A 13214-nucleotide genomic window follows, 5' to 3' on the forward strand; every position below is an offset into this window, starting at 1 on the left:
CCGTACGGCAGGACCGGGTCGCCCCGGTGTGAGCGGCGACCGCCCCCAACCCTACCGGCCCATATGTACGAGGGTCAGTGCTCAGGTGACTCAACGGGCGCCGATGTGACCAGTTCTGTCAGTACTCCGTGGCAATCCTTTGGATGCAGGAAGGTGATTCGTGACCCCATGGAGCCGCGTCGAGGCTCTTCGTACAGAACGCGTACGCCCTTGTCCCTGATGTCCGCGGCGTCCGCGTCGACATCCGCCGTACCGAAAGCGATGTGGTGGACGCCCTCGCCGTTCTTGTCGAGCCACTTGGCGACGGTCGAATCCGGTCGTGTCGGCTCCAGGAGCTGCAGGTACGAGGCCCCGCCGTCGGACGTATCGTTGATCTTGAGCATGGCCTCGCGCACGCCCTGCTCCTCGTTGACCTCGGAGTGGAACACCTCGAAGCCGTACGTGGAACGGTAGAACTCGACGGTCGCGTCGAGGTCGTGGCAGGCGATCCCGATGTGGTCGATTCGCGTCAGCATGCTGTTAGTGGAGCGCGGCCGTGGTGGTTACGCAACGTGCGCGCGATCACACTGACGGCCCGATGACGGCACGGAGTGCCACTCAGTACATTCGAAGTAAACCCTCGTTCACTCCTCGGCCCGTGCAGGCCGGTAAGGGGAATCGCAGCTCATGACTGACTCGACTGGTTCCAACAGCACGACCTCGGTGATCGTCGCGGGCGCGCGGACGCCCATGGGACGACTGCTGGGCTCCCTGAAGTCCTTCTCCGGAGCCGACCTCGGCGGCTTCGCGATCAAGGCCGCCCTCGACCGTGCGGGGATCGGTGGCGACCAGGTGCAGTACGTGATCATGGGGCAGGTGCTCCAGGCCGGGGCGGGGCAGATCCCGGCCCGTCAGGCCGCGGTCAAGGCCGGCATCCCGATGAGCGTCCCGGCGCTCACGATCAACAAGGTGTGTCTGTCGGGCCTCGACGCGATCGCGCTGGCCGACCAGCTGATCCGCGCGGGTGAGTTCGACATCGTGGTGGCCGGCGGCCAGGAGTCCATGACCAACGCCCCCCACCTGCTGCCGAAGTCCCGCGAGGGCTTCAAGTACGGCGCGATCGAGATGCTCGACGCCATGGCGTACGACGGTCTGACCGACGCCTTCGAGAACATCGCCATGGGCGAGTCCACGGAGAAGCACAACACGCGGCTCGGGATCGCGCGTCCCGAGCAGGACGAGATCGCCGCGCTGAGCCATCAGAGGGCCGCCGCCGCGCAGAAGAACGGCATCTTCGAGGCCGAGATCACCCCGGTCGAGATCCCGCAGCGCAAGGGCGAGCCGGTCGTCTTCAGCAAGGACGAGGGCATCCGCGCCGACACCACCGCGGAGTCCCTGGGCAAGCTCCGCCCGGCGTTCACCAGGGACGGCACGATCACCGCGGGCACCTCCTCGCAGATCTCCGACGGCGCGGCGGCCGTGGTCGTGATGAGCAAGGCCAAGGCCGAGCAGCTGGGCCTGTCGTGGATCGCCGAGATCGGCGCCCACGGCAACGTGGCCGGGCCGGACAACTCGCTCCAGTCCCAGCCCTCCAACGCCATCCTGCACGCCCTGAAGAAGGACGGCCTGGAGGTCTCCGACCTGGACCTGGTCGAGATCAACGAGGCCTTCGCCGCCGTGGCGGTGCAGTCAATGAAGGACCTCGGCGTCTCCACGGAAAAGGTGAACGTGAACGGCGGTGCGATCGCCCTCGGCCACCCGATCGGGATGTCCGGCGCCCGCCTCGTCCTGCACCTGGCCCTGGAGCTCAAGCGCCGGGGCGGCGGGGTGGGCGCGGCCGCGCTGTGCGGCGGCGGCGGTCAGGGTGACGCGCTGATCGTGCGGGTACCCAAGGCCTGAGCACCGACGCGCCCCTCGTGCACGTCTCACCCTGAACGGATCTGAACGGAGCTGTGATGCAGGACGTCTCCTCGCTGGTCGCCCAGGCCAGGGAAGGCCGGCCGCGGGCCGTGGCCCGGCTGATCTCCCTGGTGGAGGGGGCGTCCCCGCAGCTCAGGGAGGTCATGGAGGCGCTGGCCCCGCTCACGGGCAACGCGTATGTGGTGGGCCTGACCGGTTCACCGGGCGTGGGCAAGTCCACGTCGACGTCCGCGCTGGTCACCGCCTACCGCAAGCAGGGCAGACGCGTCGGGGTGCTGGCCGTCGACCCGTCCTCGCCGTTCTCCGGCGGAGCCCTGCTCGGCGACCGCGTCCGGATGTCGGAGCACGCCTCCGACCCCGGCGTCTACATCCGCTCGATGGCCACCCGCGGCCATCTGGGCGGCCTCGCCTGGTCGGCCCCGCAGGCGATCCGGGTACTGGACGCGGCCGGCTGCGACGTGATCCTGGTCGAGACGGTCGGCGTCGGCCAGTCGGAGGTCGAGATCGCCTCGCAGGCGGACACCAGTGTCGTCCTGCTGGCCCCGGGCATGGGCGACGGCATCCAGGCCGCCAAGGCCGGGATCCTGGAGATCGGCGACGTCTACGTCGTCAACAAGGCGGACCGGGACGGCGCCGACGCCACCGCCCGCGAGCTGAACCACATGCTCGGCCTCGGGGAGGCCCGCGGCCCCGGGGACTGGCGCCCGCCGATCGTGAAGACGGTCGCCGCGCGCTCCGAGGGCATCGACGAGGTCGTCGAAGCACTGGAGAAGCACCGCGCGTGGATGGAGGAGCACGGCGTCCTCACCGAACGGCGCCGCTCCCGCGCCGCCCGCGAGGTCGAGACGATCGCCGTCACGGCCCTGCGCGAACGCATCGGGGACCTGCACGGCGACCGCCGGCTGAGCACGCTCGCCGAGCGCATCGTCGCCGGCGAACTCGACCCCTACCGGGCGGCGGACGAACTCGTCGCGGGGCTCACCCAGGGCTGACACGCGGCGGACGTGCCACCGGCGCGGGGAGGGCGCGGCCCGGGGCGCCGGCCCGGTGCGCGTCGTGCGATGCGGTCGGGCAGCGCGCCGGTCGCGGCCCGGCGTCGCCTTCGGCGGGACGGCGCCGGACGGGCCCGAGGCGGGAGGCGACGGACGGCACCGGCAGGGCCGGCACGGGCAGGGCCTGCATGATCAGGGCCTGCACGGCCACGACCGGCCCGGACAGCCGGCCGGCCGCACATCCCGTGGCGGGTGACGGCCTCCCGCCGGACCCCGGGACGCGCTGACGAGCCGTTCGCAAAAAAGCCCTCGTCGGGCCCCGGGCCGCGCTGATACGGTCGCGTTCATGTTCCTTCTCTTGGCATAGGGCCCGCCTCGGCCCGTGATCGGTGAGCGGCATACGGCCGCCCCGCTCGCGGCGATCAGGCGTCCCCTTTTTTCTCCTGCCATGAGTCGAGGAACTCCTCATGTCCGCTTCGCCTGCCGTGCGGCCTTCGTATGCCGTCGTCCTGCGCGTTCCGCACGCCCGCCGTACCTTCGCCGCCGCCCTGACCGGACGGCTGTCGTACGGGATCGTCCCGCTGTCCCTGATGCTCGCCGTGACCCGCTCCTCGGGCTCGTACGCGGTGGCGGGCACCGTGATGGCCCTGTTCGGAGCCACCACCGTCTTCCTGTCGCCCGCCCGGGCGGCCCTCATCGACCGGCACGGTCCACGCCGGGCACTCGTCCCGATGACCGCCGCCTACCTCGCGGTGCTCGTCCTGCTCACCCTGGCCCTGGCGCGCCCGGCCGGCGCCCCCGGTCCGGTGCTGGGCGCCCTGGCCGCCACCGCGGGCGCCTGTGTGCCGCCGCTGGGGCCGACCATGCGGGCGGTGTGGGGGAGGCTCACCCCGGACCGCGCCCTGTTGCAACGCGCGTACAGCCTCGACGGGGTCGCCGAGGAACTCCTCTTCGTCACCGGGCCGTTGCTGGTCGGCGTGCTCGTCGGGTTCGCACCGCCGGCCGCGGGGATCGTCGTCGGGGCGGCCCTGATGGCCGGGGGCACGGCCGGGTTCCTGTCGTCGCCGGCCGTGCGGGCGGTGGGGCCGGGGAAGGCCACCGTGCGGCGGGCCGGCGGCGGTCTGCGCGGCCTCGGGCGGCCGGTGGTCGCCATCGCGGGCGTGGGGCTGGCGCTGGGCGTGGTCGATCTGCTGGTCGTGGCGTTCGCCGAGCGCCACGGGCACGGGACAGGCGGGGCGAGCGCCGCCTGGGTGCTGGCCGCGCTGTCGGCCGGCAGTGCCGTCGGCGGGCTGCTCAACGGGGCCGTCACCTGGCAAGCGTCGGCCGGGGTGCGGCTGCCGCTGCTCACGGCGGGGCTCGGGCTGACGCTGTGCGGTGCGGGACTCGCGCCGGGGCTCGGCGCGCTGGCCGTCGCCGTCGCGGCCGCCGGGTTCTTCGTGTCGCCGGCGATCACCACGGCGTATCTCATCGCCGACGAGATCGCCGCGCCGGAGGCCCGGGTGCGGGCCGGGGCGTGGGTCAACACGGCCGTCAACGCGGGCAGCACGGCCGGTACCGCGGTCGCCGGAGCGCTGGCCGGGCGGCTGCCGGTGGCAGCGTGCTTCGCGCTGACCGGAGCGGTGGTGCTGCTGACGGCGGCGGCCGTCGCCGGAGGCGCCCGGAGGGGCACGAGCGATCTCGTGCCCCTCGCCTGACGGCCGGCGGGTCGGTAGGTCGGACGGACGTCAGGTCAGTCGTCGAGCTCCTGGGTGACCTTGCCCGTGCGCACGTCGACCTGCCACTCGCCGGCCTTGGCGGTGTCCACGCTCCAGACCGTGGCGCGGTCGTCGTCGTCCAGGTCGACGTCGGTCACCGCGCCCTTGGCGGCGACGGCCAGCGCGGCCTCGCGGGCGTCGACGTCCGCGTCCTTCACCGCGGCGAGTTCCGCACGGGCGTCGTCGGCGTCGTCGTCGGTGTCATCGGCGTCGTCGGTGTCGCGGTGGACGCCGAGGACCTTGCCGGTGTCGGGGGAGACGGCGACGGTCTGCTCGACGCCGTCGGCCTGGACGACGTCCACGTGCCAGGTGCCCGCGTCGGCGCCGTCGTCCTCCCGGTCGGCGCCGACGGCGGTGCCCGGCGTGTGCCGCAGCGCGGCCGCGATCACCTCGGCGGCGGTGGCCTTCGAGGAGCTCGCCGTGCTCCCCTCGGCCCGGTCGGCGGCCACCTGCCCGGCGGCCCGCACCTCGGCCGCGCCGGTTCGCGCCTCGTCGTCCGCGAAGGCGACCGCCGTACCTCCGCCGATCACGACGGACGCGGCGACGGCGGCGATGACGAGCTTGCGCTTCATGGGGTTCCTCCCGATCGGTGTGCTCTCGGCCTGCTTCGGCTTCGACGTGGACCAAGCTGCCTGAACGGAGCTGAAGGCACGCTGAAGCAGCCTGAAGATCACTTCAGGTTCGGTTTGGGACCCTGGTGCCATGCGGCTGTTGATCGTGGAGGACGAGAAGCGACTGGCCCGGTCGCTCGCCGGCGGCCTGGCCGCCGAGGGCTACGCCGTGGACGTCGTCCACGACGGCCTCGAAGGGCTGCACCGGGCGAGCGAGTCGCCGTACGACCTGGTCATCCTCGACATCATGCTGCCCGGCATGAACGGCTACCGGGTCTGCTCCACCCTGCGGGCCGCCGGCAACGACGTCCCGATCCTCATGCTCACCGCCAAGGACGGGGAGTACGACGAGGCGGAGGGCCTGGACACGGGTGCGGACGACTACCTCACCAAGCCGTTCTCGTACGTCGTCCTGGTCGCCCGCGTGAAGGCGCTGCTGCGCCGGGGCGGACAGGGCGCCGGGGCCCCGGCCGTGCACGTCCTGGGCGACCTGAAGGTCGACACCGCCGCCCGGCGGGTGTTCCTGCGGGACGGCGGCACGGAGGTCGAAGCCGCGCTGACCACCAAGGAGTTCGCCGTGCTGGAACAGCTGGTCGTGCGGGCGGGCGAGGTGGTGTCCAAGACCGAGATCCTCGACCACGTCTGGGACTTCGCCTACGACGGCGACCCCAACATCGTCGAGGTGTACGTCAGCGCGCTGCGCCGCAAGCTGGGCGCGGGGCTCATCCGGACGGTGCGCGGCGCCGGATACCGGCTGGAGCGGCCGGAGGCGACGCGATGAACCGCCGGTTCGGGTCCGTGCGGGCCCGGGCGACGCTCGGCGCCACGTTCGTGGTCGCGGTGGCGCTCCTCGCGGCGGGGACGGCCGTGCTGCTGTCGCTGCGCTCCAGTCTGACCGGCCAGGCCGACGGACAGGCGGAACGCTCCGCGCGGACCGTCGCCGCCCAACTGGCCCTCGGCACGCCCTACGACAGGCTCTCCTCGCTGGACGACGACGAGCGGGTGGTCCAGGTCGTCGACGCGAACGGCGAGCAGGCCGCCGCCACCGAGGACCTGGAGCGGATCAGCGGTGCCGGCACGAGTGTGCCGCGGGCGCGGGAGGACACCGGGGACGACCTCTCGGAGGAGGCGGGAGAGGAAGCGGGGGAGGATCCCGGGGAGGGCGGCGCGAGCGGCGACCCCGACGACGACTCAGCCCAGGACTCGCTCGAACCCGGCGAGATCGGCGACGAGACCCGTTTCGCCGACGGCTCCGCGACCGTCGACGGCGACACGGCCGACTACCGCTTCGCCGCCGTGGACGTCCGGGACCCGAAGAAGGGCCTGCTGACCGTGTACGCGGGTGCGTCCCTGGCGGCTGAGCGGAGCGCCGTACGCACCGCGCTCACCGTCATGCTGATCGGCTTCCCCCTGCTGCTCGCCGTGGTCGCGGGAGTGACCTGGCTGGTCACCCGCCGGGCGCTGCGCCCGGTCGAGGACATCCGGCGGGAGATGGCCGCGATCACCGCCGCCGCCGATCTGACCCGCCGGGTGCCCGAGCCGGACACCCACGACGAGGTCGCCCGGCTCGCCCGCACGACGAACGAGACGCTGGCCGCGCTGGAGACCTCCGTGGAGCGGCAGCGCCGGTTCGTCGCCGACGCCTCGCACGAGCTGCGCAGCCCCATCGCCTCGCTGCGCACCCAGCTCGAAGTGGGTGTCGCGCACCCCGGGCTGCTGGACGTGCCGGGCGCGGTCGAGGACACCGTACGGCTCCAGCGGCTGGCCGCCGACCTGCTGCTGCTCGCCCGGCTGGACGCGGGGGAGGGGCCGGTGGCCGGCGCGCGGGTGGATCTGGCGGCGCTGGCCCGGGAGGAGGCGGCCGGGCGACCGGAGGTGACGGTGGTGGTGGAGCCCGGGGAGCCGGCGCCCGGGGAGCCGGCGCCCGGGGAGGTGGCCGGATCGCGGGGGCAGCTGGGGCGGGTGCTGGCCAACCTGCTCGACAACGCGCACCGGCACGCCCGTTCTGCCGTCACCGTGACCGTGCGGAGGGCGGGCGGGCAGGTCGTCGTCGACGTCGCCGACGACGGGGACGGGGTGCCCGGGGCGGACCGGGAGCGGATCTTCGAGCGGTTCGTACGGCTCGACGAGGCCCGCGGCCGTGACGACGGCGGGGCGGGCCTCGGCCTGGCGATCGCCCGCGACGTGGCCGTCCGGCACGGTGGCACGCTCACGGTCCGTGAGACGCCGACAGGCGGAGCCCTGTTCGAGCTCCGCCTGCCGATCGCCTGAACCGATCACCTGGTCCGATCGCCTGAACCGATCGGCCGGCGGGAGTCCCTCACGGGCGTCCCCGCTGCCCGCGGAGGTGTTCCGCGACGGGCTTCAGGGCCTTGGACAGCTCCGTCGTGGCATCGGGGGTGAGGAGGTCGATGAAGTGCCGCCGCACGGACTCCACATGATGGGGAGCGACCTTCTGCATCGTCTCCAGGCCGTGCTCGGTCAGGACCGCGTACAGGCCGCGGCGGTCGGACTCGCAGTTCTCACGGCGCACCAGGTTGGCGCTCTCCATGCGGGTGATCTGGTGCGAGAGACGGCTCTTGGACTGGAGGGTGGCGGACGCGAGGTCGCTCATCCGCATCCGGACGCCCTCCGACTCGGAGAGATTCACCAGGATCTCGTAGTCGTTCATGGTCAGGCCGAACGGTTGGAGATCCTTTTCGAGCTGGTACGTCAACAGCCTGTTGACCTCCAGGTGGGTGCGCCAGGCGCACTGCTCCGCATCGGTCAGCCAGCGCGTGGCCGTTTCGGTCTCCATAATTGAAGTCTACCTAAAATGTTGAAAGGCGAACTAGTGAGGGCGGTGTGACGGTGCGCACGCGTTCGATGTCACACTCCGCAGACTACCGCTCACAGCCCGAAGCGACGCTGGAGGTCCCCCAGCTGTCCGGGAAGGCGCGGTGCGCCGGTTTGCGCGCCGTGGCCACCGCGCCCACCGGGGACGCCGCCCCCGCCGGGCACTCCCGGCTCGTGCGGAACCGCCCCCGTCGCCTGCTCGGCCATGAGCAGCTCGGTCGACTGGAGCAGCACCGTCCCGGCCCCCACGAACTCGAACTGGTGCTCCTCCCCGGAAGCCCCTCCGAGGCCTGTCAGCGCACGTAGACCGCCCATCAGGCCGGTCATGTACCCGTGGTCGTAGTGGTGGCACGGAGAGGGGCAGTCGGCCCAGCCGACGAGTGCCTGCGGATCGACCCGGATCGGCGGCTCCATGAACACCACCGGGCCGTTAGATGCCGCGACGAACTTGCCGGTTCCGATCAGCGTGAGAAATCCCGGCACGATCGACTGCTTGAGCGACAGAGTTGGCTGAAAAGCGAGCAGATTGCCCGAGCGAATGGTCAGGTTGCCGTCGTCCAGGTCGTAGGAATTCACGTCGAAGGCCCGGTCGGCGAGGAGCATCTTGCCCGAGCCCTCCGCCACGACCCAGTCGCTTGCGTGCAGAGGCGAATGGAACGAAGTGCGCACCAGGCGGTCCAGACGGCCGTGTCCGATGCCGTTGAAGTCGATCGACCCGTAGTAGGCGATCATCTTCCCTTTCTGGAGGAACCACTGGCTCCCCTTGAGTTCCACGCAGAAGGTGTAGCTGTTCACGTTGTCGTCGACCGGCAAGGTCATCGGGTCGTGCACCGTCGGGCCGCCGCCCGGAGCCCCGTACATGCTCACAGCTTCTCCTCCGACGCCTGGACGAACACCGCACCGCTGCCGCTCAGCTCCAGCTGGAACGCCTCGCCGGAGCCCCGGCCCACCATGTCCCGCCAGCCCAGCGCGGTCGACAGCTTGTTGCGGACGTCGCCGTGGTGGGCGACATAGGCCTGGGGGTCGACATGGACCGGGCGCTGCGGGGTGATCGGCACCTCGAAGACGCCGCCGTGGGCCATCACGGCGACGGCCCCGTGCCCCTTGAGGGTCGTGGTGAACAGACCCTGCCCGCTGACCTGGCCGCGGACCATGCCCATGACCCCGCCCTGGGAGCCCAGGAACATCGTGCCCTGCTGGAGGGTGCCCTCGAAGGCGAGCAGCCGGTCCGCCTCGACGTACAGCGTGTCGCCGGTGAGCCGGATGACCTGGACGTGGTGGCCGCCGTGTCCGAAGAGGACCGTGCCACTGCCCTCGACGGTCATCAGGGGGGTGTCCTCGTTGGCGAGCCGTCGCCCGATCATGGACATCACCCCGCCCTGCCCGCCCTGGACGTTCGGGGTGAAGGCCACTTCGCCGCGGTAGGCGAGCATGGCGCCGCGCTGGCTGAAGAGTCGTTGGCCGGGGACGACGGTCGCCTCGACCATCTTGGAGTTGATCTCGCGGAAGGTCATCTCACACATCCCCCGCGATCGTGTTGCGCTCGCTCGGCTGGACGTACACCAGGCCGTCCCCCTCGAACCGGATCTGGAAGGCCTCGCCGCCGCCCTCACCCATGAACGTGCGGAAGGTCACACCGGACTGGAAGGTCTGCCGTACGTTGCCCTGGTGCGCGACGTAGGCCCCGGGGTCGACGGTCAGCGGGTACTGCGGACTGACCCGCAGCACCACGGCCGGCCCGTCCGAGGTGATGGCCGCCTGGCCGGTGCCCTCGACGGTCGTCGTGAACAGCCCGTTGCCCTGGGTCGCGCCGCGCAGACCGGTGAAACTCGTCCCGGTCCTGAGTCCGGCGTCGGTCGCGAGCAGGTTGCTCGACTCGACGTACAGCTTGTCCCCCTGGAGCTGCACGAGATTGATCTCGGAGGCACGATCGGCCAGCCAGCACGTGCCCTGCCCCCTCACCTCCATCATGGTCATCTGCTCGCCGGTGAGCCGCCGGGTGACCATCCCCCGGATGCCCTCACCGCCGCCGCTGAGCTTCTTGAACGCCATCTGCCCGTCGTACGCGACCATCGAGCCGTTCTTCGCCTTCACGGCGTCCCCGGTCACGTCGACGGCGAGCACTTTGCTGCCTTGAAGTCGAAACATCGCCACGCTGCGAAAGGTATCGGCCGGACGGGTGCGTCGAACAGCACCCGGGGGTGGAGAACGACCCTGAACGCACCCTTAGGTGGACCGTTTGCCACAATGGGCGAACGCTTGTGCGTGCATTCACAAACCGACCTGTTCGTCGCCGTACCTCCCCCCCCGAAGGTGACCCGTGGACCTGAAGACAGCCTCCGCCCTCCGCCGCCTGCGCCTGGTCTCCGCCCCCGAGGCCGTTTCCTTCCTTCTGCTGCTGGTCTGCTCGGTGCTGAAGCGGACCACGGACTTCAACGCGGTGCCCGTGATGGGCATGGTCCACGGCGTGCTGTTCGTCCTGTACGTGCTCTTCTGGGCGGACGCCTGGAACCGTGCGAAGTGGTCCCTGAAGACCGCGGCCCTCTACTTCGTCCTGTCGGTCCTGCCGACCGGCGGCTTCTTCGCCGAGCGCAAGCTGCGCCGGGAGGCCGAGGACGCGGTCATCGCCTCCCGCGCCCGCCGGGAAACGGTGGCGAAGGCATGATCGTCGCGTTCTCGGTCACCCCGCTGGGCGTCGGCGAGGACGTCGGTGACTACGTCGCCGACGCCGTCCGGGTCGTCCGCGCGTCCGGCCTCCCGAACCGCACCGACGCCATGTTCACCTCCATCGAGGGTGAATGGGACGAGGTCATGGACGTCGTCAAGCGCGCCGTGGCCGCCGTCGAGGAACGGGCCCCCAGGGTCTCGCTGGTCCTGAAGGCGGACATCCGCCCCGGTGTGACGGACGGCCTGACCTCCAAGGTGGAGACGGTGGAACGGCATCTGGGGGAGCGCTCGGCCTAGCGGGAGGGACAGCGACGGAACACCCGTTTGAGTGGTCGCTCGAACGGGTGATATCGGATGGGGTTTTCGGCCGGTGCCGCCTGGCTAATGTCTCCCGAGGCCGATCAAGTTCCGCGCGGTGGCGTGGCATTGAAGGGGAGTGTGCGGTGGCAGGGCGGCGCGGACCGGGACTGGTCGGCAGGGCGGTCACGGCGCTCCTGGTGGCGGCATCGCTGTCGGTGGTCTGCGTGGGGGAGGTGCCCCGGCCGCCCGCGTGCGCGCTCGCCCGCGGCGAGCTGACCGTGGACGACCTGCCCGCCGGCTCGTCCGTCCTCGACTGCCTCGCCGTCGGCCGGGTGGTCACCCACGAGGGCACCGGAGTGGCGGTGCCCGAACCCGGCACGACGGTCAGCGTCGACGCGCTCACGGTGGACGGCTCGGCGCACGGTTTCACCCTGACGGTCGCCGCCGACGGAACGGTCTCCTACGCCTACGAGGCGGCCCACGAGCCGACCCGCGCGGCGGCACCCGTGTCCAGGGCCCGCGCCGACGCCCCCGCCCCCTGCACCGACGGCGCCTACTCCACCGCGGGCCGCAAGGAGTACGGCACGTACGAGTGGTTCATCGGCGACGGGCCCCTGCCCGGCCGGCTGTCCCACGCCGAGGGCCGGCGGGCCTTCGAGGACGCCATCGCCACCATCACCACCAGCCGCAACGACTGCGGCTTCGACGACACGGTCAAGGCGAAGGCCAGGTTCCTGTCGAGCACCGGCAACGAGTCCGGCATCGACCGCGCGGCCCGCTGCACCCGCCGGGACGGTCTGAGCGTGTGGGACGCGGGCGACATCGGCGGCGAGGCCGTCGCGACGACCTGCTCCTGGAGCCGTCCGGTGCCCGACGGGCCCGAGGAACTGCTCGAGGCCGACGTCCGCTTCAACACCCACGACTTCCCGTTCACGAACCGACCGTCCGGCGCCTGCACGCACGCGTACGACATCCGCAGCGTCGCCACGCACGAGGCCGGGCACGTCTTCGGCCTCGGCCACTCCGGCGCCGGACACGAGAACCTGACCATGTACGCGAACTCCTTCGCCTGCTCCACGGACGCCCGCACCCTCGGCAAGGGCGACGTCCTCGGCCTGCGCAGCCTCTACTGAGCGCCGCCCGACACCAGTGCCATCCCCAGCGGCGTCCGCTCGTACAGCACCTGGTGGCCGTAGCGCCGGGACACCAGCAGCCCGGAGTCGCGCAGCACCGTCAGATGCGCGGAGACCGAGGACGGGGCCAGGCCGAGCCGGTGGGCGAGGGCGGAGGTGGTCGCCGGATCGTCGAGCGCGCCGAGCACGCCGGCCCGGCCCCGGCCCAGCAGCCGGACCAGCGCCTCGGGGGAGTGGGCGGTGGTGTCGGTCCACAGGCCGCCGATGCCCCGCGCCGGGTACACGAGCGTCGGCTGCCACGGAGGGTCGAAGCCGCTCACGACGTCCGGCCACGAGAACACGCTCGGCATCAGCACCAGCCCCTGCCCGCCCAGGTGCCGCTCGTGCTCACCGTTCGATTCGACGGTCAGGGTCCCGGCCCGCCAGCCGCACCGCCGGTTGATCTCCGGCAGCAGCCCGCCCAGGCCCACCTCGGCCAGCCGCCGGGAGTGGAAGGCGACATCCGCCTCCAGCAGGGCGCGCAGCCGGGGCCAGTCCGGTGCGAGCAGGGTGTGCCAGATCTCCTCCAGGACGCCGGTCAGCTCCCGGATCATCCGCTCCGGATCCGCCAGCCAGGCCCGCCCCCGGGGCGAGTCCAGCGCGCCGGGGGTGTCCGCCAGCGAGCGGGCGGTGTCCGCGAGGGCGGCCTCGGGGTCGGCGGCCCGGACCGCGGCGAGCTCCTCCTCGAACCCGGCCGCGGGCCCGACCGGCGGCGGGCACAGCCAGTCGGGGGAGTGCCCCCGGCGCGGCATCAGCAGCCACAGCCCGGTCAGGTCGAGCGCCTCGGCGGCGCTTCGGATCCGGCGCAGCCAGGGCGCGTGGTAGCCGTGCCGGTCGGGCCGCTTGAGGGTGCGCGCGACCTCCTGCGTCTCCCACAGCGGGGACACCGCGAAGCGGCAGCGCAGGAAGTCGTCCTCCCCGAAATGCAGGTACGACGGCACGACCTCACCTCTCGAACATTCGGCGGTGACCGAAACACTAGGG

Annotated in this window: 15 protein-coding genes; 8 read left to right on the forward strand and 7 right to left on the reverse strand. The window is 71.9% G+C overall.

Annotation, left to right across the window (positions count from 1 at the left end; genetic code table 11):
* Positions 1 to 74: 74 nt before the first annotated feature.
* Positions 75 to 515 carry a methylmalonyl-CoA epimerase gene (gene mce / locus OG736_RS29900; RefSeq protein ID WP_054239891.1) on the reverse strand — a complete coding sequence of 147 codons (441 nt, stop codon included), beginning with the start codon at positions 513 to 515 and terminating at the stop codon, positions 75 to 77.
* A gap of 151 nt (positions 516 to 666) precedes the next feature.
* Here mce and OG736_RS29905 point away from each other — a divergent pair, with 151 nt between their 5' ends.
* The 3 genes from OG736_RS29905 (at position 667) to OG736_RS29915 (ending at position 4585) form a co-directional block, all read left to right on the forward strand.
* Entirely contained in the window at positions 667 to 1878 is a 1212-nt protein-coding gene (locus tag OG736_RS29905; protein WP_327185127.1) for an acetyl-CoA C-acetyltransferase, read from the forward strand.
* 56 nt (positions 1879 to 1934) lie between these two features.
* Positions 1935 to 2891 (forward strand): methylmalonyl Co-A mutase-associated GTPase MeaB, encoded by a 957-nt coding sequence (gene meaB, locus OG736_RS29910; RefSeq protein ID WP_054239889.1) that lies wholly within the window; start codon positions 1935 to 1937, stop codon positions 2889 to 2891.
* A 467-nt stretch (positions 2892 to 3358) separates the two neighbouring features.
* Positions 3359 to 4585 (forward strand): MFS transporter, encoded by a 1227-nt coding sequence (locus tag OG736_RS29915; RefSeq protein ID WP_327185128.1) that lies wholly within the window; start codon positions 3359 to 3361, stop codon positions 4583 to 4585.
* Positions 4586 to 4620: 35 nt separating this feature from the next.
* On the opposite strand, the gene OG736_RS29920 is transcribed toward OG736_RS29915, so the two are convergent.
* Positions 4621 to 5217 (reverse strand): PepSY domain-containing protein, encoded by a 597-nt coding sequence (locus tag OG736_RS29920; protein ID WP_327185129.1) that lies wholly within the window; start codon positions 5215 to 5217, stop codon positions 4621 to 4623.
* Positions 5218 to 5347: 130 nt separating this feature from the next.
* On the opposite strand from OG736_RS29920, the gene OG736_RS29925 reads away from it, so the two are divergent.
* Together OG736_RS29925 and OG736_RS29930 are read left to right on the forward strand one after the other, a co-directional pair.
* Positions 5348 to 6037 carry a response regulator transcription factor gene (locus tag OG736_RS29925; protein WP_327185130.1) on the forward strand — a complete coding sequence of 230 codons (690 nt, stop codon included), beginning with the start codon at positions 5348 to 5350 and terminating at the stop codon, positions 6035 to 6037.
* Entirely contained in the window at positions 6034 to 7527 is a 1494-nt protein-coding gene (locus tag OG736_RS29930) for a sensor histidine kinase (protein ID WP_327185131.1), read from the forward strand. Before OG736_RS29925 ends, OG736_RS29930 begins: the two co-directional genes overlap by 4 nt.
* A 49-nt stretch (positions 7528 to 7576) precedes the next feature.
* Here the strand turns inward: OG736_RS29930 and OG736_RS29935 are convergent, their stop codons facing one another.
* The 4 genes from OG736_RS29935 to OG736_RS29950 all read right to left on the reverse strand — a co-directional run bounded on the left by OG736_RS29935 (position 7577) and on the right by OG736_RS29950 (position 10239).
* Entirely contained in the window at positions 7577 to 8053 is a 477-nt protein-coding gene (locus OG736_RS29935; RefSeq protein ID WP_327185132.1) for a MarR family winged helix-turn-helix transcriptional regulator, read from the reverse strand.
* Between the two features lie 92 nt (positions 8054 to 8145).
* A complete protein-coding gene (locus tag OG736_RS29940; protein ID WP_327187747.1) occupies positions 8146 to 8952 on the reverse strand; it encodes an AIM24 family protein in 807 nt (268 codons plus the stop codon).
* A gap of 2 nt (positions 8953 to 8954) precedes the next feature.
* Positions 8955 to 9605: an AIM24 family protein gene (locus OG736_RS29945; RefSeq protein ID WP_054239883.1), complete on the reverse strand. Its 651-nt coding sequence runs from the start codon at positions 9603 to 9605 to the stop codon at positions 8955 to 8957.
* A 1-nt stretch (position 9606) separates the two neighbouring features.
* A complete protein-coding gene (locus tag OG736_RS29950; RefSeq protein WP_037736072.1) occupies positions 9607 to 10239 on the reverse strand; it encodes an AIM24 family protein in 633 nt (210 codons plus the stop codon).
* A gap of 172 nt (positions 10240 to 10411) precedes the next feature.
* On the opposite strand from OG736_RS29950, the gene OG736_RS29955 reads away from it, so the two are divergent.
* The 3 genes from OG736_RS29955 to OG736_RS29965 all read left to right on the forward strand — a co-directional run bounded on the left by OG736_RS29955 (position 10412) and on the right by OG736_RS29965 (position 12191).
* Positions 10412 to 10756, forward strand: coding sequence for a DUF3817 domain-containing protein (locus OG736_RS29955; protein ID WP_020131145.1), 345 nt, complete (start codon positions 10412 to 10414; stop codon positions 10754 to 10756).
* On the forward strand, positions 10753 to 11055 hold the full coding sequence (locus OG736_RS29960) for an MTH1187 family thiamine-binding protein (protein ID WP_327185133.1): 303 nt from the start codon (positions 10753 to 10755) through the stop codon (positions 11053 to 11055). Before OG736_RS29955 ends, OG736_RS29960 begins: the two co-directional genes overlap by 4 nt.
* A 146-nt stretch (positions 11056 to 11201) precedes the next feature.
* The gene (locus OG736_RS29965; RefSeq protein WP_327185134.1) at positions 11202 to 12191 is read left to right on the forward strand and encodes a matrixin family metalloprotease; all 990 of its coding nucleotides are present in this window, start codon (positions 11202 to 11204) and stop codon (positions 12189 to 12191) included.
* Here OG736_RS29965 and OG736_RS29970 read toward each other — a convergent pair.
* The gene (locus OG736_RS29970) at positions 12185 to 13171 is read right to left on the reverse strand and encodes an ArsR/SmtB family transcription factor (protein WP_327185135.1); all 987 of its coding nucleotides are present in this window, start codon (positions 13169 to 13171) and stop codon (positions 12185 to 12187) included. The two genes, OG736_RS29965 and OG736_RS29970, sit on opposite strands and share 7 nt — an antisense overlap.
* Positions 13172 to 13214: the final 43 nt, after the last annotated feature.

It is taken from the genome of Streptomyces sp. NBC_01334 (assembly GCF_035983595.1).
In the GTDB taxonomy this organism is placed as follows: domain Bacteria; phylum Actinomycetota; class Actinomycetes; order Streptomycetales; family Streptomycetaceae; genus Streptomyces; species Streptomyces coriariae.